Source organism: Streptomyces sp. NBC_01476 (genome assembly GCF_036227265.1).
Classification (GTDB): domain Bacteria; phylum Actinomycetota; class Actinomycetes; order Streptomycetales; family Streptomycetaceae; genus Actinacidiphila.
Genome location: NZ_CP109446.1, coordinates 6,323,642 through 6,342,910, shown reverse-complemented (window position 1 = coordinate 6,342,910; position 19,269 = coordinate 6,323,642). Strand labels below are relative to the sequence as shown.

Below are 19,269 nucleotides of genomic sequence, written 5' to 3'. Positions count from 1 at the left end.
ACGTCGGTCCGGGGGCGTGACGCTCGCCGCCCCCGGCACGACCAACCGCGAGAGGGCTGAGGGGCCTTGGCCAAAGTGATCTACATCGGCAGCGCCGGTGACGAGTACGCCGTCGAGGCCGACGTCGGTGACACCGTCATGGCGGCGGCGGTCAGGAACGGCGTTCCCGGGATCGTCGCCGAATGCGGCGGCAACTGCTCCTGCGCGACCTGCCATGTCTGGGTGGACGACGAGTTCACCCCGCTGGTGGGGCCGCCCGGGGACATGGAGGAGGACCTGCTCGACATGGCCGTCTCCGAACGGCGGGCCGGCAGCCGGCTGTCGTGCCAGATACGCGTCACCGAGGAGCTCGACGGGCTGACTGTCGCGATTCCGCCGGAGCAGCCCTGACCTTCGGGCCATCATGTGAAAGGGAAACGGCCGTGCTTAGACCAGACATCAATGAGCTGCTGACCCAGACCGGCCCCGGGACCCCGATGGGGGAACTCTTCCGGCAGTACTGGATCCCGGCGCTGCACGCCGAGGAGCTGCCGGAGAACGACTCCCCGCCGGTCCGGGTGAAGCTGCTGTCGGAACGCATGATCGCCTTCCGGGACAGCGACGGCCGCTACGGGCTGGTCGACGAGTTCTGCGCACACCGCGGCGCCTCGCTGTGGTTCGGCCGCAACGAGGGGTCCGGGCTGCGCTGCCCGTACCACGGCTGGAAGTACGACGTCACCGGCCAGTGTGTCGAGGTACCGTCGGAGGCCGACAACAGCAGCTTCTGCCAGAACGTCAAGCTGACCGCGTACCCGCTGGTCAAGGTCGGCGACCTGCTGTGGACCTACATGGGTGACCCGGGCAAGCAGCCGCCGCTGCCCGAGTTCGAGTTCGCGCATGTGCCGGCGGAGCAGACGTACACCTCCAAGCGCTGGCAGCAGTGCAACTGGCTGCAGGCCTTCGAGGGCGGTATCGACTCCAGCCATGTGACCTTCCTGCACTCCGGCGGCCTGAAGACCGATCCGCTCTTCAAGGGTGCCAAGGGCAACGAGTACAACATGAAGGACACCAAGCCGTTCTTCGAGGTCGCCGACAGTGAGGGCGGCCTCTTCGTCGGTGCCCGCCGCAACGCGGAGGAGGGCACCTACTACTGGCGGATCACGCCGTGGGTGATGCCGGCCTTCACGATGGTGCCGCCGCGCGGCGACCACCCGGTGCACGGCCACTTCTGGGTGCCGATCGACGACGAGAACTGCTGGACGTACTCCTTCGACTACCACCCGGTGCGGGCGCTGACCGAGGCCGAGCGGCAGGCGATGATCGACGGCCACGGGGTGCACAGCAAGAACATCCCCGGCACCTACCGGCCCGCCGCCAACATGGACAACGACTACCTGATCGACCGCGAGGCACAAAAGCGCGGCGACACCTACTCCGGTGTCGCCGGGATCGCCATGCAGGACGCGTCACTGCAGGAGAGCATGGGCCCGGTCGTGGACCGCAGCAAGGAACGGCTGGTGCCGGCCGACAGCGGGATCATCAAGGCCCGGCAGAAGCTGCGCAAGGCGGCGGTGGCACTGCGGGACGAGGGCATCACCCCGCCCGGAGTTGACCCGGCCCACCACCGGGTGCGGTCGGCGGCGGTGGTGCTGCCGCTGGCCGAGTCCTTCCTGGACTCGTGCCGCGACGCGGTCACCGTCACCCCCGGCGTCGCACAGTCCTCGGTATGAGCATGACGGCACCGGTCATCCATCCGAGCGAGTCGGCGCGGGCCGCCTCGGCGAGCGAGTCCCGGTTCCGGATCACCCGGCCGATCGCGCCGGCCAGGAACGCCCGGATCGTCGCCCTGGACTCTGCGGCCGAGGCGGTCGCCCGCCGGGTCTCGCACGGCCCGTGGGCCCGGGCCCGGTTCTACGGCTGCGCGCCCCGGCCCGGTGATCTGGGCCTGTACGAACTGGACGGCCGGCCGGCCGCGCTGCCCGAGGTGCTGACCAGCACCGACGTGGTGGTGATCCTGGCCACCGAGGACGGCGGCAGGGCCCAGGCGGCGGAGATCGGCGACGCCTGCTGGGCGCGTTCGATCACCACGGCCGGGGTGGTGCTCGGCGACGGCTTCGAGGCCGAGGACGCGGTGGCCGCGCTGCGCCCGTACGCCAGGGTGCTGCTGCTCTCCGCCGACGAGAGCGATGTGTTCGAGCTGCTCACCGCGCTGCGGGTCTGACCGGTACGGGGCCGCGCGGGGAGGTTCGCCCCGCGCGGCCCCGACCGTTCCCGCCACCGGCAAGCACCGGGCAGCAGCACCACCGGACCGGACGAGCGGAGCCCAGCGCCGTCCGGCATGACCGACCAGCACCACCGACCGGCAGGAGTCGAAGGCGAGATGCCAGAGAAGATCACCCCGCATGTACTGCAGCGGATGAAGGACGACGGCCGGAAGATCGTCGGCGTCGTGGCCTGGGACTACCAGATCGCCCGGATCGTGGACCGGGCCGGCGTGGAGATCGTCTCCGTCGGCGACACGGTCGGGGTGAATCTGTGGGGGCACTCCAACCCCTTCGAAGTGACCATGGACGAGATGGTGGTGGTCACCAAGGCGGTCCGGCGCGGGGTGCGACGGGCCCTGGTGAGCGTCGACTTCCCGTTCGGCCCGCTGCAGGAGGGCACCGCCAGCGCGCTGCGGGCGGCGGTCCGGTTCGTCAAGGAGACCGGCGTCGACATGGTCAAGCTGGACGCGGCCTCCGACCACCTGGACGCGGTGACGGCGATCAGTGCGGCCGGCATCCCGGTCTTCGCCCAGTTCGGCATCACCCCGCAGACCGCGCTGCGCTACGGCGTGGCGTACAACGCGGTGCCGTCCGCCGCCGACCAGGTGCCGGTGGAGATGAAGGACGCGATGGTGCGGGAGGCCAAGCGGCTGGAGGAGGCCGGCGCGGTCCTGCTGAACTTCACCAACTCCGGCCCGGTGGTGGGCGCCGCGGTCGCCGCGGCGGTCTCGGTGCCGGTCCTCGGCGGCTTCGGCGGCGGCCCCTGGCTCGACGGCCGGATGCGAATGGCGCACGCCGCCATCGGCTACGCGGCCTCCGCCGTCGACGACCCGCCCGAGACGTACGCCAATGTGGCCCGGATCGCGCACGACGCGATCACCACCTACGCCGAGGACGTCAGGGCCGCCCGCCAGATCGCCGGCGGCATCCGCGTACCGCCTGTTTCCTGACGTCACGTCACATCCTGCCGCCACCTGGGAGAGGAGCGCCTGCCATGCCCACCACCGTACTCGACGGAATCGCCACGCGTTACGAAGTGGCGGGCTCCGGCCCGCCGTTGCTGATGTTCTCGCCCGGCGGTTTCGACTCCACGCTGGAGAGCTGGCGCACGGTCGGCATCTACCGGCGGCTGCGGATGCTCGACCACCTGACCGAGCAGTACACCTGTGTCACCTTCGACCGCCGTGAGTCCGGGGAGTCCGGCGGCAGGCTGGAGCGGATCTCCTGGCCCCACTACGTACGGCAGGGGGTCGCGCTGCTGGATCATCTCGGCTTCCAGCAGGCGTACTTGATGGGCGGCTGCGTGGGCTGCTCCACGGTCGCCGCGGTCGCGGTGGCGCACCCGGAGCGGACACTGGGCATGGTGCTCTACTCGCCGGCCGGCGGGGTGAAGTACCGGATGAAGCAGCACGCACGGTTCCTGACGCACCTGGCGTACGCCGAGGAGCACGGTCTGGCGCAGGTGGTGGCGCTGGCCCGCGGCACCCTGGCGGGTTTCTCGGCGGACCCGCGGGTCGGCCCGTGGGCGAGTGTGCTGCGCCGGGACCCGGAGTTCGCCGCCCGGTACGCGGCCACCGATCCGGCGCGCTACCGGTTGCTGGCCGGCGGGACGGCCCGGCTGCTCTTCGACCGTGACACGGTGCCGGGGCCCGAGCCGGAGGATCTGCTGACGCTGGACGTGCCGGCGCTGATCGTGCCGGGCCAGGACGACTCGCACGCGCCGTCGGCGGCCCGCTACCTCCAGGAGTGCCTGCCGCGCGCGGAGTTCTGGGACGTGCCGGTGGCCGAACAGACCGAGGCGACGGCGCCCGAGCGGGTGCTGCGGTTCCTGGGCGGCGCGTGAGGCCGTCGGACCGAGCCGAACGTGCGGCGAAGAGGCCGGTCAGGCGGGCGAGAGCCCGCCTTCCAGCGCGGTGATCTGGTCCACCCGGTGCTGGTGGACGCCGCCCTTGAACGGGGTGTCGAGCCAGGCCGCGAGGATCTGCTCGGCGGCTTCGGGGGCCAGCACCTTCGCGGCGAGCACCAGGACGTTGGCGTCGTTGTTGCCCCGGGAGATCCGGGCGCTCCACTCGTCGTGGCAGAGCCCCGCCCGCACCCCGCGGATCTTGTTGCAGGCGATGGTCTCGCCGAGGCCGCTGCCGCCGAGCACGATGCCGCGGTCGGCGCCGCCCCGGACGACGTGCCAGCAGACGTCGGCGCACAGCGGCGGGTAGTCCACCTGCACGGTGCCGGGGTAGGCGCCCCGGTCGTCCACCAGGTGTCCCCGGTCGGTGAGCCAGCCGGTCAGCCGGGACTTGAGGACCAGGCCGTTGTGGTCGGCGGCGATGGCGATACGCACGAAATCCCCCTCACACCGTGAGGTCACGGGTGCCCTCGGCGAACAACTCGTCGAGGGGCAGCGGCTCTTGGAGGATGTGTTGCTCGACGGCGTGCCGCATCAGCTCTTCCAGCACCGCCCGGTTGGGCGGCAGCCCGTAGGGCAGCGGGTCCTGGCCGGTGACCTCCATGACCCGCAGGTTGAGCCGGTCGGTGGCGGTGGGCTCGGTGATCGAGCCGTCCCGCAGCCGGTCCACGTAGAGCTGCTTGGCGCGGGCGAAGGCGGCGAAGACCTCGGTGCCGAGGCGGGGGTGCTCGCGCAGGCGCTCGTCCTTCACCACCACCAGGTGGTTGATCGGGAACAGACCCCGCTCGGCGAGCATGGTGAGTCCTGCCTGCCCGGGGTCCTCGATCAGCGGCCGCAGCCGGGTGGTGCGGGTGTTCAGGCCGATGACGGCGGCGAGTTCACCGCTGAGCACCATCTCTTCGAGGGACGCGCCGGCCAGCATCGGGACGACGTTGGCGGGCGGCCGGTAGGACGTGACGTGCTCGTCGCCGGAGAGCACCCAGGTGACGCGGTCGAGGTCGACGCCGTGCTCCTGGCTGAGGACGGAGCGGGCCCACACCCCGGTGGTGACGGTGTAGCCGCGGTTGACGCCGACCTTGCGGCCTTCGAGGTCCTTGGGGCCGCGGATGCCGGACTCGGGGTCGTAGAGGATCGCGCCGTGGTGGAAGCCGCGGACCAGGAACGCGGGGACGGCGGTGAACCGCGCGCCGTGCGCCTTCGCGACCAGGTACGTGGTCAGTGCCATCTCGCTGACGTCGTACGCGTGCTCGCGGACCATCCGGCGGAAGGCGTCCACGAGCACGGGCACCTCCTCGAAGGCGAAGTCGAAGCCGTGCGGGCGCACGGTGCCGTTCTTCAGCGCTTCGTTGGCGCCCTGGGTGCGGGTCACTGCCTTGAGCTTCAGTCCTCCAGCCATGGACAGAAAGGTAGCATGGTCAGTCCATAAGGCCATAGAATTGGGCGGACCCCGCACTGCCGGGTCTGAGGACGAGGACCAGCACCAGGACGAGGAGAGGCCATGCCAGAGCAGGTACTGGCAGCGGTGAGAACCGCGCCGGGCACCACCGAGCTGCGCGAGTTCCCCATGCCGGACATCCCCGAGGACGGCGCCCTGCTCAGGGTCGAGGTCGCCGGGATCTGCGGCACGGACGTGAAGATGTACGCCAAGCCGCCGTTCACCGACCCGGTGATCATGGGGCACGAGAACGTCGGCGTCATCGCCAGGGCGGGCCGCGAGTTCAGCGAGCGCAAGGGCCTGGTGGAAGGCGACCGGATCTTCGTCGAGCACTATGTGGGCTGCTTCCGCTGCGAGTGGTGCCACGCCGGCGAGTACCGGCACTGCGAGGCGACCGACTGGCGCACCAACCCCGACGCCCGCCGCTACGGCTACACCTCGTCCGACAACCCGGGCCGGCTGTGGGGCGGGTTTTCGCAATACCTCTACCTGCCGTGGAACTCCGTCACCCACCGGGTGCCCGACGGGGTGTCGCCCGAACTCGCCGGTCTCGTCACGCCGTTGTCGAACGGCATCGAGTGGGCGCTGGTCACCGCCGGCGTCGGCTACAACTCCACGGTGCTGATCCAGGGCCCCGGGCAGCAGGGTCTCTCCCAGGTGGTGGCGTGCAAGCAGGCCGGCGCCTCGCTGATCATCGTCTCCGGCACCACCCGGGACACCGCCCGCCTCGCGATGGCCCAGGAGCTGGGCGCCGACGCGGTGATCGACGTGACCCGCGAGGACGCGCTCGGCCGGGTCATGGAGATCACCGGCGGCCGCGGTGTGGACGTGGTGCTGGACTGCACGGCCGGCGCGGGCACCGCCCCGATGCTGCTGGGCATCGACGCGCTCAAGCGCCGCGAGGGCACCATCGTGGTCCAGGGCGAACTCGCCGCCTTCCCCGACTTCCCGCTGAAGAAGGTCACCGAGAAGTCGATCAGCGTCAAGAGCGCCCGCGGGCACAGCTACCGCAGCTGCGAACTCGCCCTGGCACAGCTGGCATCCGGCCGCTTCCCGCTGGAGAAGCTGGGCACCCACACCTTCCCGCTCGCCGACACCGACCGCGCCATCCGCACCGTCGCCGGCGAGTTCGGCGGCGACGCCGTGCATGTGTCCCTGCTTCCCTGGGAGCAGGCCGTATGAGCGTCGTCGTCAGGAACCCCCCGCGCGCCGACGCGGCCACCACCAAGGGCCTGGCGGAGTACGGCGTCGCCACCGTGCACGAGGCGCAGGGCCGTACCGGACTGCTCGACCCGGCGCTGCGCCCGGTCTGGTCCGGCGCGCACATCGCGGGCACCGCGGTGACCGTCAGCGTGCCGCCCGGCGACAACTGGATGCTGCACGTGGCGGTCGAGCAGTGCCGCGACGGCGACATCCTGGTGGTGGCGCCCACCACCCCCTCCGAGGCCGGCTACTTCGGCGACCTGCTCGCCACCTCGGTCGCCGCCCGCGGGGTACGCGGCCTGGTCATCGACGCCGGCTGCCGGGACATCGCGGTGCTGCGCGACATGGGCTTCCCGGTCTGGGCCCGGCACATCAGCGCCTTCGGCACCGTCAAGGAGACCCTCGGCGACGTCAACACCCCAGTGGTGTGCGGCGGTCAGCTGATCACGCCGGGCGATGTGCTCGTCGCCGACGACGACGGTGTGGTCCGGGTGCCGAGGGCGCGGGCCGAGCAGGTGCTGGAGGCGTCGCGGGCCCGGGAGGACCGGGAGGCGGCCCTGCGCGACCGGTACGCGAGCGGTGAACTCGGCCTGGACATCAACGCGATGCGCGAACGGCTGGCCGCCAAGGGCCTCACCTACGTCGAGTACGGGGACGCGACCGCATGATCATCGACTGCCACGGGCACTACACCACCACTCCCCCGCAGCATCAGGCCTTCCGTGACGCCCAGTTGGCCCGGCTGGCGGACGGCTCGCTGCCGCCCGCCGCACCGGCGGTGATCAGCGACGACGAGATCCGCGACAGCGTCGAGAACCACCAGCTGAAGCTGCTGCGGCAGCGCGGCGGCGATCTGATGATCTTCTCCCCCAAGGCGTCCGGCATGGAGCACCACGTGCCCGACCCGGACACCGCCCGCGCCTGGGCGGCGGCGAGCAACGACCTGATCCACCGGGTGGTCGGCCTCTTCCCCGAGCACTTCGCCGGTGTCTGCCAGCTGCCGCAGGTGCCGGGCGGCCGGCTGGACGGCGTGGTCGCCGAACTGCGGCGCTGCGTCGAGGAACTGGGCTTCGTCGGCTGCAACCTCAACCCCGACCCGTCCGGTGGCCACTGGACGTCCCCGCCGCTCACCGACCCGTACTGGTTCCCGCTGTACGAGGCCATGACCGAGCTGGACGTCCCCGCGATGGTGCACGTCTCCACCTCCTGCAACCCGAGCTTCCACACCCTGGGCGCGCACTATCTCAACGCCGACACCTCGGCGTTCATGCAACTGCTCGAAGGGGACCTCTTCACCCGCTTCCCCACGCTGCGGTTCGTCATCCCGCACGGCGGCGGCGCGGTGCCGTACCACTGGGGCCGCTACCGGGGCCTGGCGATGCGGATGGGACGGCCCGACCCGGCCGGACTCCTGCGGGAGAACGTCTACTTCGACTCCTGCGTCTACCACCAGCCGGGCATCGACCTGCTGCTGGACGTGGCCGGCACCGCCAATGTGCTCTTCGCCTCCGAGATGCTCGGCGCGGTACGCGGCGCCGACCCGGCCACCGGCGTCGAGTGGGACGACACCAAGACCTACCTCGACCGCGCCGGCCTGGACGAGGCGCAGCGCCACCAGGTCTTCGAGGCCAACGCACGGCGGGTCTACCCGCGGCTGCACACACGACTCGTTTCGGAAGGCAGGTAGCCAGACCCCATGGCACGACTGCAACTGACCTTCGCCTGCGGCGACTACGACCGCACCCGGGCGATCGACGAGGGCACGGTCCGCGCGGACGGCATCGACCTGACGTATCTGCGGCTCCCGGTCGAGGAGACCTTCTTCCGGATGATGCGGCACCAGGAGTTCGAGGTGGCGGAGATGTCGCTCTCCTCGTACGTCGTCTCGCTCCGCGGCGACCCCGCACCCTTCGTGGCGCTGCCGGTCTACACCTCGCGGATGTTCCGGCACAGCTCGCTGTACTGCAGCGCCGATGCCGGCATCAGCGCTCCGGAGGACCTGCGCGGCAAGATCGTCGGCACACCGGAGTACCAGCTCACCGCGTGCGTGTGGATGCGCGGCATCCTCGGCGACCGGCACGGTGTGCCGTTCGACTCGGTCGAGTACCTGACGGGCGGCCAGGAGACGGCCGGCCGGATCGAGAAGGCGGCGCTGCGGCTGCCCGGCTCGGTGAAGATCAGCCGGATCCCGGAGGACCGGACGCTCTCGCAGATGCTGGCCTCCGGCGAGATCGACGCGCTGTGCACCCCACGCGTCCCCAGTCCCTTCGCCCAGGGCGACCCGCGGGTGCGGCGGGTCTTCCCCGATGTGATCGGCGCGGAGAAGGAGTACTACGGCGCCACCGGCATCTTCCCGATCATGCACGTCGTGGTGATCAGGCGCGATGTGTACGAGGCCCACCCATGGGTCGCCCAGTCCCTCTACAAGGCGCTGCTGACCGCCAGGGACCAGGCGTACGCGAGTCTCTACGACACCTCGGCGCTGCGTTTCATGCTGCCGTGGCTGACCCCGCAGCTGGAGGAGGTGCGGGAACTCCTCGGCCCGGACTACTGGTCCTACGGCGTCGAGGGCAACCGCGAGGTGCTCGCCACCTTCCTGCGCTACCACCACGAGCAGGGCCTGTCGGAACGGCTGTGGACGCCGGAGGAGCTCTTCGCACCGGAGTCCCTGGAGGCGGCGGTGATCTAGCCGATCAGGCCGGGCCGGCGTTCCTGCCACCGGGCAGCAGTCCGTACTTCACCTGCCGCCTCAAGGACGCCACGCAGCTGACCAGCACACCGCCCGCCGCCCACGCGGAGACCACCCACCACGCCGTACTGGTGTGATGGCCGCCGAAGTAGACGTAGTTGCGCACCAGGGTGACACCGGCGCCGTTCGGAAGAGCGGGGCCGATGTCACGCCAGAACGGCGGTAGCAGCGCCGCGGGATAGACCCCGCCCGCGCTGGGATTTCCCAGGATCACGAAGATCAGTACCGAAAGGGCGATTCCGGCCGAACCGAGCAGCACCTGGAAAGCCATCCCGGCCGCCGCCGCGGCGAACGAGGTCAGAACCGCGATCCACCAGAGCGTCGCGAAATGCCCCGGCAGCGCGTCGAATACCAGGTCGACGATGATCGCGCCGCCGAGTCCCGAAACGACCGCCAGCCCGGCGAGTGCGGCCAGCCGGATGACAGTGCGGTGCGGATTGGCCGGCCGGGCGCCGAAAGAGGCGGAGAGCGCGGCTGAGGCCAGATAGCCACCGATGATCACGCCCAGTACAAGATAGAAACTGCTCAGCCCGCGCCCGTCCGCGGAATGGGGTGGCCGCAGATCGGTGAGCATCACACTGCGGGGGCCCTCGGCCTTCTCGAAGACCAGTTGCAGCGCCTGCACCCCCGACGGTCCGCCGGCCGACGCCACCACCAGCCGGTCCGGGGCCGCCCCCGGGGTGACCACCAGTGCCGCGTCCACCCGGCGGTCGAGGACCATGGCGCGCGCCTGGGCGGGGCTCCGCGCGGGGCGGGCCGACAGCGGCCGGCCGGGCAGCGCGTTCAACCTGCCGACCAGCGCGGCCTGTGCGGGCGCGGGGGCCACCACGGCCAGCGGAATATGACTGGGTTTCGGCGAATGGAAGGCGCCGATATAGGAGACGACGAACGCCAATTCGAGAATCAGGACGCCCAGCAGCATCACCGCCGCACGCGGACTCACCGCGTCCTTCACCTCTTGCCGGAATCCCTTCGACGGCCGGAGCCCCGCGGGGGGCGAGGGTTCGGCGGATTCTCCCGGCGGCCCCGGCTCAGGGGTCGACCGATCGTTCCCGTCACTCATGTCAACTCCGGCTCGGTTCCGTGGAAAGACTCTTTGACGCAGTGTCAGTATCCGGACGGAGACGGAGACACCGTCCGGGAACACGGCACCGGACGGCGGAAGTCACTCCTACGGCGACTGCGGCGGGAACCCGGACCCCGGCATCCCTGCATCCCGGCCGCGGAGGCCGTCCGTCCCCGGCTCGGGCGGACGGCTCGCCTGCATCTCCTGTGCCGGGATGCCGCTCAGGGCGTCACATCTCGAAAACGATGCGGGCCTTGACCCGGCCGCCGAGCACGTCGTCGATCGAAGCGTTGACCGACTCCAGCGACCGGGACTCGCGGATCACCCGGGTCCGGCCGGCCGCGTGCAACTGGTAGACCTCAGTGAGGTCCTGGCGGGTGCCGACGATCGAACCGATGACGGAGGTGCCGTCCAGCACGGTGTCGAAGATCGGGACCTGGACGGTGCCGTGGGCGGGCAGTGCGACCATGACGAGTTTCCCGCCGCGCCGAAGTCCCCCATAAGCGGCCGAGAAGGCGGCCTCGTTCACCGCGAGGGCGATCGCCGCGTGCGCGCCGCCATGCGACTTCAGCACCTTGCTGACGTCCTCCTTGCGGGCGTCGATCACCAGGTCGGCGCCGAGTTCGGTGGCCAGCTCCAGCTTCTCGTCGGTGACGTCGATCGCGGCGACGGTGGCGCCGGCGATCTTGGCGTACTGCACCGCGAGGTGGCCGAGGCCACCGACGCCGGAAATGGCGACCAGTTGGGCCGGGCGGACCCCGGCCACCTTGAGCGCCTTGTAGGTGGTGACGCCCGCACAGGTCAGCGGAGCCGCGTCACGGGGGTCGATGCCGTCCGGTACGGGCTGGGCGAAGTCGGCCCAGGCCAGCATCTTCTCTGCGTAGCCGCCGTCGCAGCCGTAGCCGGTGTTGATCTGCTGCTCGCAGAGCGTCTCCCACCCGGACAGGCAGTGCTCGCACCGTCCGCACGCCTTTCCCAGCCAGGGCACGGCCACGCGCTGCCCGAGGGTGAGGTGGGTGACGCCCTCGCCGAGCCGCTCCACGGTGCCGACGCCCTCGTGGCCCGGGACGAAGGGCGGGGTGGGCTTCACCGGCCATTCCCCGCGGGCGGCATGGATGTCGGTGTGGCAGAGCCCCGACGCCTCGACCTTCACACGGACCTGACCGGGTCCCGGTTCGGGGTCGGGGCGGTCCTCGATGACCAGGGGTTCACCGAAGGCCCGGACAACAGCTGCTTTCATGGCGGCGCTCCTTGGAGGTGGCTGACCGGTTGGCTGACTCACTCGTGCGGGACGACCCCTTCCGTGATCTTCCGAGTCCCACCATCCGCCGGTTCGCGGCCTTCCCGGCAGAGCTGTCCGGGACCCTCCAGCCGGGCCGTTCGGCCCTCGGACACGGGCCCTGGGCCTCCAGCGCCACCACCCCCCACCACGGGACAGTCATCCCGTAGCCGGACACCACCCCACCGACCAGGGAGCCACCATGACCCTCCACAACCACATCCGCCTCCACACCGGATTCCACCTCCCCATCCGCACCAAGACCCGCACCACCCCCGACACCCCCGCCACCGCCAGCACCACAGCCACCACCACCCACGCCACCGCAGCCGCCAGGTCCCTCGCCGTCCTCCGCATCGCCACCGGCTTCATCTTCCTGTGGGCCTTCCTCGACAAGCTCTTCGGCTGGCACTACGCCACCGCCACCGGCAAAGGCTGGACCGACGGCGGCTCCCCCACCAAGGGCTTCCTCTCCAACGTCTCCGCCGGCCCCCTCCAGTCCTTCTTCCACACCATCGCCGGCCAGACCTGGACCGACTGGACCTTCATGCTCGCCCTCCTCGGCCTCGGCATCGCCCTCACCACCGGCATCGCCCTGCGCATCACCGCCATCGGCGGGACCATCCTCATGGCCATGATGTGGGCCGCCGAATGGCCGCTCGCCCAGCACCTGTCCAACGGCGACCCCAGCGGCTCCTCCAACCCCCTGGTCGACTACCACTTCCTCTACGCCCTCGCGATGATCGCCTTCGCCCTCACCGCCGCCGGCACCACCTGGGGCCTCGCCCGCACCTGGGCCCGCCTCCCCCTCATCCGCACCACCCCCTGGCTCCAGTGACCACCCCTCACTCCCTCCGCCTCGCAGCGCCCGTCCTCCGCGAAAAGCCGCCCCGCCGTAGTCCGGCAGGGGCGGCTTCGCCGTATGCCCGGCGGCCCGGGCAGTGATCGACGGGCCCCGGTGGCGGCTCCTTCGCCGACACTGGCGGCTCGGCAACCGGCAGAAGTTACCTCCGTCCTGCGCCTCTCAAAATCTGCAGCGGCGGGAGTAGACATTCCGTGGCGGTGTGGTTATGGTTTCTCTTGTAGTCGAGATCGAGCACGGCCCGGCAGACATGAACTGCCGGGAAGCCGCACAGGCAGTTCGCAGGTCGGTGCGGTGGTGGAGTTCCGGAGCCAGGCAGTCGCAGGACGGTGACGGGACTGACCGCCGGACCGGGTGGCCCGCGGTGTTCAGGGGCCGCCACCAGCAGTACGCAGTATCCGAAAGTGCGGTATCAGCAGCGATCAGTGGTTCCCCGGTAAAGGCGCCGTGCTGCGGGCGCGCGTACCGGGGCCGGCAGTGAGGTTCCGAGCCGGAGCAGTTCGCCGTACCGGTTCGGCACCCGATCGATTCAGAGGGAAGAACGGAGGAGTTGAACGCCATCCAGGATCGCCCGGGCGGAAGGTTCGACCCCGGGTACCGCAGGACATCGACAGGCAGGTGGTCTCCGGTCACGTATTCGCGATCCCCGCACACGTCGCCACCCCCCCTGCGGCGGTGCGGACACAGTAGGCCGGCGCGACACTGCGGCCGGCAGGTGGTGTAGCAGTTCCTTCGGGGCCTTGGTGCCGTACGGCACCAAGGCCCCTCGACACGTTCTCCAGTGACACGTTCTCCAGAGAGGTGAGATGACAGCAGAAAGCTCCTTCGGCCGTCTCGACGACGACGACTATCCCGCGTACACCATGGGCCGGGCCGCCGCGATACTCGGGACCACCCCCGCCTTCCTGCGCGCCCTCGGCGAAGCCCGTCTGATCACCCCGCTGCGCTCCGAGGGTGGCCACCGCCGCTACTCCCGCTACCAACTGCGCATCGCCGCCCGCGCACGCGAACTCGTCGACCAGGGCACCCCCGTCGAAGCGGCCTGCCGCATCGTCATCCTCGAAGACCAGCTCGAAGAAGCCCGGCGCATCAACGAGGCACTGCGCCGGTCCGAGGCCCCGCACCCGGCCGACACCTGACACATCCGGCACGCTCCCTGTCCCCAGGCGCCCGTACCGGCACCGCACCAGCCACCCGTTTCCCGCCCTGTGCGGCTCAGCCCCCGGCGGATACGAACGCACCTCAGCCGGCCGGCCGCCGGCTCCTCCTCAGCGCCGCCCAAGGCACATGCCCGCGCACGGTCCGGCGCGGTTCCAGCCGTCCCTGCGCCCGCGCGGGCCGCCTTCGCAGGCGGCCCGCGCGGGCGCAGGGGGTGTCCAGGAGGGGGCCTCGCGTCCTCAGCGGTACGGTGCCGGCCCCGTCGGCCTCAGCTGGTGATCTCCCGCCGGGCGGATCCCCCGCCGACGCTGATCTTCCGGGCCTTGGCACGCTCGGCGATCGGGATGCGCAGCGTCAGCACCCCGGCCTCGTAGTCAGCCCCGATGCGTTCGGTGTCGAGGGCATCGGCCAGCACGATCTGGCGGGTGAAGACGCCCACGGGCCGCTCGGACAGATCGACGTGCACTCCGTCGCCGTGCTCGGCCGCCCGGCGCTCGGCCTTGACGGTCAGCATGTTGCGCTCGACGTCGATGTCGATCGCCTCGGGTGACACGCCGGGAAGATCGAAGGAGACCACGTACGCGTCGCCTTCGCGGTAGGCGTCCATCGACATCACCGCGGGCCTCGACGTCCCGGGGCGCAGGAGCTGCTCGGTGAGTCGGTCCAGTTCACGGAAGGGGTCGGTACGCATCAGCATCGCGGAACACCTCCAGAGAGTCGGGCAGTTCTTGCCGGTGTCTTTCACCTGCCATCGGTTGTAGCACGTCATCCATTCGATGACAAACATCGGCGTCATCCTTAGGGTGACGCTCGCGAAGCTCCCCGACGCCGGCCGGCCCGCACCGCCCGTGGACCACCGGGCAGAGCGCCGGGCTCGGCAGCCTGTCGCTCCTCCACCCCCGCCGCGGTCGAAGCCGCTCCCGCCGCGATGTCATCACCACGACGACTCCGCGATTGTCGTCCTTTGGACGACGTGCTACAACGGATCCGAAAACGAGCGCACAGGCAGCTTCTGCCTGGACACACAGGGGGTGTTTCGGGATGTTGAGGCGCACTGACCTGATCAGCGAGCGGTCGGTGTACGGGTCCGACAGGGCGAGCCAGTCGTACGAACGGGAGCAGGAGCGGCCGGGTCGAGGCGGGACGCTTCCGGCCGGCCCCTTCGCGGTGCCGGTGGTGCCGGCGTATGCGACCCCGCACGCCCAGCCCGGTGGTGAGGGTTTCGGTGGTGGTTTGGGTGGGTCGGGGTGGGGGGCGCAGTTCCCGCCGGCGCCGCCGGAGGGCGGGCGCAGGCGGCGTGGGACGGGTGTGCTGATCGCGGCGGTGGTGGCGGCGCTGGTGGCGGGCGGGGTCGGCGGGGCGATCGGGTACAACGCCGCGAAGGACAACGACACCGGCGGGTCGACGACCGTGTCCGCACCGAAGGACGCCGCGGCCCTGAACCGGGCACCCACCTCGGTGGCCGGCATCGCCAGCACCGCCCTGCCCAGTGTCGTGACGATCAAGGCCAGCGGCAGCCAGGAGTCCGGGACCGGCACCGGCTTCGTCTACGACACCCAGGGCCACATCCTCACCAACAACCACGTGGTCGCCCCGGCAGCCGACGGCGGCAAACTCACCGTGACCTTCTCCAACGGCAACACCTACGACGCCCAGGTCATCGGCCGCGCCCAGGGCTACGACGTCGCCGTCGTCAAACTGAAGAACCCCCACGGCGTGAAACTCACCCCCCTGCCGCTGGGCAACTCCGACAACGCCGCGGTCGGCGACGCCACCATCGCCATCGGCGCCCCCTTCGGCCTGTCCGGGACCGTCACCACCGGCATCGTCAGCGCCGTCCACCGCCCGGTCGCCTCCAGCGACGGCCAGGGCAGCACCTCCTCCTACATGAGCGCCATCCAGACCGACGCCTCCATCAACCCCGGCAACTCCGGCGGCCCCCTCCTCAACGCCAACGGCGCCGTCATCGGCATCAACTCCGCCATCCAGCCCGGCGGCGCCAGCGAACCCGGCGCCCAGGGCGGCAGCGTCGGCCTCGGCTTCGCCATCCCCATCAACCAGGCCAAACGCGTCGCCAACCAGCTCATCAAAACCGGCCGGCCGGTCTACCCCGTCATCGGCGTCAGCCTCGACACCCAGTACGAAGGCGACGGCGCGAAAATCGCCGACGACACCGCCACCGGCGTCACCCCCGGCGGCCCCGGCGCCCAGGCCGGCCTCAAACCCAACGACATCATCACCACGTTCGACAACACCCTCATCGACAGCGGCCAGACCCTCATCGGCGAAATCTGGCAGCACCAGCCCGGCGACAAGGTCAACCTCACCTACACCCGCAACGGCACCACCCACACCACCACCGTCACCCTCGGCAGCCGCACCGGCGACACCGACAACTAACCCACTGAGCCACACCCCCGCGGACCACACACACCGTCACCGCGTGGGAGACCGCTCTGGGCGTGGGGTGGTGACAGGCTGCGGGTGGATACCGGAACCGCGGCCCGCGCCTGCCGGGACAGGGGTGCGGGCAGGCGCGGCCGGTGCGGTGAGCGGTTGCTCCCGTCTGAGTGCTCGGGGCCGGAAGGAAGGGGCTGCTGGTGATCTTCAGTGGGCGGCGGCGTGGCGGGGAGGCGCGGGAGGACCGCTCGGAGGGGTTCGGTGAGCGGTTGCTGGGTGTGCTGCTGGACCGGGCGCACGAGATGCCGCCGCAGCTGATCGCTCCGATGGTCGCGGAGGAGGTGGGGCGGATCGGCGGGCGGGACGTCTCCATCCTGCTGCAGGACTACGAGCAGTTGCTGCTGGTGCCGCTGCCGGGACGGCGGCTGGCCATCTCCGGCCCGGATCCGGTGGTCGGCTCCCCGGCGGGTGAGTGCTTCCTGCTCCGCCGGACGGTGGAGGTACAGGAGCGCGGCGGGGTGCGGATGTATCTGCCGCTGCTGGACGGCAGCGACCAGATCGGCGTCATGGTCGTCACCCTGGACCAGGTCGATGACGACGACCGGCGGCTGCTGCGCCGGCTGGCCGCTCTGGTCGCCGACATGATCGTCACCAAGGACGCGTACACCGACGAGTTCTTCCAGGCCCGCCGCCGTGCCCCGATGGCCGTGGCCGCCGAGATCCAGTGGTCGCTGCTGCCACCGCTGTCGATGACCGTCCCCCAGGTCGAGGTGGCCGGAATCCTGGAGCCCGCCTACCAGGTGGCCGGCGACAGCTTCGACTACGCCCTCAACGGGGACACCCTGCATGTCGCGATGATCGACGCGATGGGGCACGGCCTGGACGCCGCGACCATGGCCACCGTCGCCATCGGCTCCTACCGGCACACCCGGCGGGCCAACACCGACCTGTCGCAGATGTACGCCTTCATGGACCGGGCCATCGGGAAGCAGTTCGGCCCCGACCACTTCGTCACCGCGCAGATGCTCTGTCTCAACGTCACGACCGGCCATCTGAAATGGGTCAACGCCGGCCACCCGCCGCCGGTCCTCATCCGCGCCGGCGCCGTCCACGGGCGGCTGGAGAGCCCCACCACCCTGCCCCTGGGCCTCGGTGGCGAACAGCCCCGGGTCAGCGAACGACTGCTGCGGCCGGGCGACCGGATCCTGTGCTTCACCGACGGTCTCGTCGAAGAACACCGCGGCGGCGAGGCCCAGTTCGGCGAGCCCCAGTTCCTCGACGCCATCGACCAGGTCCTCGCCGCCAAGGGAACCGAAGGCGTGCGCGCGGTCGTCCGGGTCCTCTCCCACGAGCTCAAACACAGACGCGGCGGCATCACCAGCGACGACGCCTCACTCTTCCTGATCGAATGGCGCGGCGGCGCCGCCGACCACCTCGCCGTCATGAGCCAGGCGAACCACCGGGGCCGGCCTTCCGGCACCCGCCAGGACGCGGGTCAGGCGCCCTTGGAGGCCGGGACCAGGATGGCGACGCACTCGACGTGGTGGGTGAAGGGGAAGAGGTCGAAGGCGCGCAGGGTGACCGGGCGGTAGCCCTCCTCGGCGAACCAGGCGAGGTCGCGGGCGAGGGCGGCCGGGTCGCACGCGACGTAGGCGATGCGGCGCGGGTCGAGCGAGGCGATGTGGCGGACGGTGGGGCGGCCGGCGCCGGCCCGCGGCGGGTCGAGGACGACCAGGTCCACCTCGGAGATGCCGGTACGCGGCAGCACCTGCTCGACCTTGCCCGCCTCGATGCGGACCCGCTCCAGGTCCTCCAGATTGTGCCGGGCGTCCTCCACCGCGCGTTTGCCGGACTCGATGCCGAGGACCGCGCCGCGCTCCCCGACCCGTTCGGCCAGCGCACCGGCGAAGAGGCCGACCCCGCAGTAGAGGTCGAGCGCCATGTCGCCCTTGCGCGGCATCAGACCCTGCATGACCGCCTCCACCAGCAGGTCGGCGGCCTTCGGGTGGACCTGCCAGAAGCCGCCCTCGCCGACCCGCCAGGTGCGGCCCGCGGCGCGCTCACGGACGAAGGGGCGGCCGTGCACGCGGTGCACCGCGTGGTCCCGCTCACCGATCCGCTGCACCGAGACCGGCCGGTCGAGTTCGACGATCGGCAGCCGGCCGCCGGGCCGCGGGGTGAGGATCACCTGACGGTCGTGCGAGCCGGTGGCGGCGATGGCCTCCACGGAGGCGATCTGCGGCCAGCTACGGGCCTCCACACCGAGTTCGGTCACCTCGGGGGCGGCGATCAGACAGTGGTCGATCACCTCGACCTCGTGCGAGCGGTGCTTGCGCAGGCCCGCGTGGCCGTCGGCGTCCACCGCGTACTGCACCCGGGTCCGCCAGGCCGGCACCTCGCCCTTGGCCACCTTGTCGCCGGGCGCGGGCGCGACCGTACCGTCCCAGCCGGCCTGCTCGGGGGTGAGCCCGGCCAGCCGCTCCAGCTGCTCGGCGATCACCGCGGCCTTCAGGCGGCGCTGGGCGCCCGGCGCCGCGTGCTGCCAGTCGCAGCCGCCGCAGCGCCCGGGACCGGAGAAGGGGCACGGCGCCTCGACCCGGTCCTTGGAGGCGGTCAGCACCTGGACCGCGTCGGCCCGCAGGAAGCGCGCACCCTCCTCGCCCTCGGTGACCCTGGCCACCACCCGCTCGCCGGGCAGCGCGTGCCGGACGAAGAGCACCTGGCCGGCTTCGGTCCGCGCCACGCAGTGACCGCCGTGCGCCACCGGGCCGACCTCGACCTCGTACTCCCGGCCGACGAGCGAGACGGCGGGAACTGAAGAGTCGGTCTGCATACGGGGCTGCTCCTGGGCTGGTCAGCGGGGTGTCCGCGAGGGCTGGCGGCGAAGGTGCGGCCGGGCCCGGCGGCCCGGCGGCGACAGCCCACCAGTCTACGTGCCCGCGCCCGGCCTCATCACCGGCGGAAATCCCGG

At 71.1% G+C, this 19,269-nt stretch carries 19 protein-coding genes; 13 read left to right on the top strand and 6 right to left on the bottom strand.

The window, feature by feature from the left end; all coding sequences use genetic code 11:
* Nucleotides 1–75 precede the first annotated feature (75 nt).
* The 5 genes from OG552_RS27765 (at nucleotide 76) to OG552_RS27745 (ending at nucleotide 4,086) form a co-directional block, all read left to right on the top strand.
* Nucleotides 76–390 (top strand): 2Fe-2S iron-sulfur cluster-binding protein, encoded by a 315-nt coding sequence (locus tag OG552_RS27765; protein ID WP_443071204.1) that lies wholly within the window; start codon nucleotides 76–78, stop codon nucleotides 388–390.
* Nucleotides 391–422: 32 nt separating this feature from the next.
* On the top strand, nucleotides 423–1,709 hold the full coding sequence (locus tag OG552_RS27760; RefSeq protein WP_329137481.1) for an aromatic ring-hydroxylating dioxygenase subunit alpha: 1,287 nt from the start codon (nucleotides 423–425) through the stop codon (nucleotides 1,707–1,709).
* Nucleotides 1,706–2,200, top strand: a complete 495-nt coding sequence (locus OG552_RS27755) for a 3-methyl-2-oxobutanoate hydroxymethyltransferase (protein ID WP_329137479.1) — start codon at nucleotides 1,706–1,708, stop codon at nucleotides 2,198–2,200. The genes OG552_RS27760 and OG552_RS27755 overlap by 4 nt, the downstream gene beginning before the upstream one ends.
* Before the next feature lie 159 nt (nucleotides 2,201–2,359).
* Entirely contained in the window at nucleotides 2,360–3,193 is an 834-nt protein-coding gene (locus OG552_RS27750) for a 3-methyl-2-oxobutanoate hydroxymethyltransferase (RefSeq protein WP_329137477.1), read from the top strand.
* A gap of 44 nt (nucleotides 3,194–3,237) precedes the next feature.
* Nucleotides 3,238–4,086 carry an alpha/beta fold hydrolase gene (locus tag OG552_RS27745; RefSeq protein WP_329137475.1) on the top strand — a complete coding sequence of 283 codons (849 nt, stop codon included), beginning with the start codon at nucleotides 3,238–3,240 and terminating at the stop codon, nucleotides 4,084–4,086.
* 39 nt (nucleotides 4,087–4,125) lie between these two features.
* On the opposite strand, the gene OG552_RS27740 is transcribed toward OG552_RS27745, so the two are convergent.
* Both OG552_RS27740 and OG552_RS27735 read right to left on the bottom strand, forming a co-directional pair.
* Complete coding sequence (locus OG552_RS27740) at nucleotides 4,126–4,581, bottom strand: RpiB/LacA/LacB family sugar-phosphate isomerase (protein ID WP_329137472.1); 456 nt, start codon at nucleotides 4,579–4,581, stop codon at nucleotides 4,126–4,128.
* A gap of 10 nt (nucleotides 4,582–4,591) precedes the next feature.
* Nucleotides 4,592–5,542 (bottom strand): ABC transporter substrate-binding protein, encoded by a 951-nt coding sequence (locus OG552_RS27735; RefSeq protein WP_329137469.1) that lies wholly within the window; start codon nucleotides 5,540–5,542, stop codon nucleotides 4,592–4,594.
* 102 nt (nucleotides 5,543–5,644) lie between these two features.
* Between OG552_RS27735 and OG552_RS27730 the strand changes: the two genes are divergently transcribed.
* From OG552_RS27730 to OG552_RS27715, 4 genes are read left to right on the top strand one after another with little or no spacing between them, the layout of a single operon-like run.
* On the top strand, nucleotides 5,645–6,763 hold the full coding sequence (locus OG552_RS27730; RefSeq protein WP_329137467.1) for a zinc-dependent alcohol dehydrogenase: 1,119 nt from the start codon (nucleotides 5,645–5,647) through the stop codon (nucleotides 6,761–6,763).
* Entirely contained in the window at nucleotides 6,760–7,452 is a 693-nt protein-coding gene (locus OG552_RS27725) for a 4-carboxy-4-hydroxy-2-oxoadipate aldolase/oxaloacetate decarboxylase (RefSeq protein WP_329137465.1), read from the top strand. Before OG552_RS27730 ends, OG552_RS27725 begins: the two co-directional genes overlap by 4 nt.
* Entirely contained in the window at nucleotides 7,449–8,471 is a 1,023-nt protein-coding gene (locus OG552_RS27720) for an amidohydrolase family protein (RefSeq protein WP_329137463.1), read from the top strand. Before OG552_RS27725 ends, OG552_RS27720 begins: the two co-directional genes overlap by 4 nt.
* Before the next feature lie 9 nt (nucleotides 8,472–8,480).
* Nucleotides 8,481–9,473: an ABC transporter substrate-binding protein gene (locus OG552_RS27715; RefSeq protein WP_329137461.1), complete on the top strand. Its 993-nt coding sequence runs from the start codon at nucleotides 8,481–8,483 to the stop codon at nucleotides 9,471–9,473.
* A 4-nt stretch (nucleotides 9,474–9,477) separates the two neighbouring features.
* On the opposite strand, the gene OG552_RS27710 is transcribed toward OG552_RS27715, so the two are convergent.
* Complete coding sequence (locus tag OG552_RS27710; protein WP_443071048.1) at nucleotides 9,478–10,596, bottom strand: DUF3533 domain-containing protein; 1,119 nt, start codon at nucleotides 10,594–10,596, stop codon at nucleotides 9,478–9,480.
* A 232-nt stretch (nucleotides 10,597–10,828) separates the two neighbouring features.
* Entirely contained in the window at nucleotides 10,829–11,839 is a 1,011-nt protein-coding gene (adhP, locus tag OG552_RS27705; protein WP_329137457.1) for an alcohol dehydrogenase AdhP, read from the bottom strand.
* A 241-nt stretch (nucleotides 11,840–12,080) separates the two neighbouring features.
* Here adhP and OG552_RS27700 point away from each other — a divergent pair, with 241 nt between their 5' ends.
* Together OG552_RS27700 and OG552_RS27695 are read left to right on the top strand one after the other, a co-directional pair.
* Entirely contained in the window at nucleotides 12,081–12,716 is a 636-nt protein-coding gene (locus OG552_RS27700) for a hypothetical protein (protein ID WP_329137455.1), read from the top strand.
* 830 nt (nucleotides 12,717–13,546) lie between these two features.
* The gene (locus OG552_RS27695; protein WP_329137454.1) at nucleotides 13,547–13,879 is read left to right on the top strand and encodes a MerR family transcriptional regulator; all 333 of its coding nucleotides are present in this window, start codon (nucleotides 13,547–13,549) and stop codon (nucleotides 13,877–13,879) included.
* A 287-nt stretch (nucleotides 13,880–14,166) separates the two neighbouring features.
* Here OG552_RS27695 and OG552_RS27690 read toward each other — a convergent pair whose 3' ends face one another.
* Nucleotides 14,167–14,595, bottom strand: coding sequence for an Hsp20/alpha crystallin family protein (locus tag OG552_RS27690; RefSeq protein ID WP_329137452.1), 429 nt, complete (start codon nucleotides 14,593–14,595; stop codon nucleotides 14,167–14,169).
* Nucleotides 14,596–14,939: 344 nt separating this feature from the next.
* Here OG552_RS27690 and OG552_RS27685 point away from each other — a divergent pair, with 344 nt between their 5' ends.
* Nucleotides 14,940–16,298 (top strand): S1C family serine protease, encoded by a 1,359-nt coding sequence (locus tag OG552_RS27685; RefSeq protein WP_329137450.1) that lies wholly within the window; start codon nucleotides 14,940–14,942, stop codon nucleotides 16,296–16,298.
* A 203-nt stretch (nucleotides 16,299–16,501) separates the two neighbouring features.
* On the top strand, nucleotides 16,502–17,890 hold the full coding sequence (locus OG552_RS27680; RefSeq protein ID WP_329141186.1) for a PP2C family protein-serine/threonine phosphatase: 1,389 nt from the start codon (nucleotides 16,502–16,504) through the stop codon (nucleotides 17,888–17,890).
* Here OG552_RS27680 and OG552_RS27675 read toward each other — a convergent pair.
* Nucleotides 17,794–19,131, bottom strand: coding sequence for a class I SAM-dependent RNA methyltransferase (locus OG552_RS27675; RefSeq protein WP_329137448.1), 1,338 nt, complete (start codon nucleotides 19,129–19,131; stop codon nucleotides 17,794–17,796). The genes OG552_RS27680 and OG552_RS27675 overlap by 97 nt on opposite strands.
* Nucleotides 19,132–19,269: the final 138 nt, after the last annotated feature.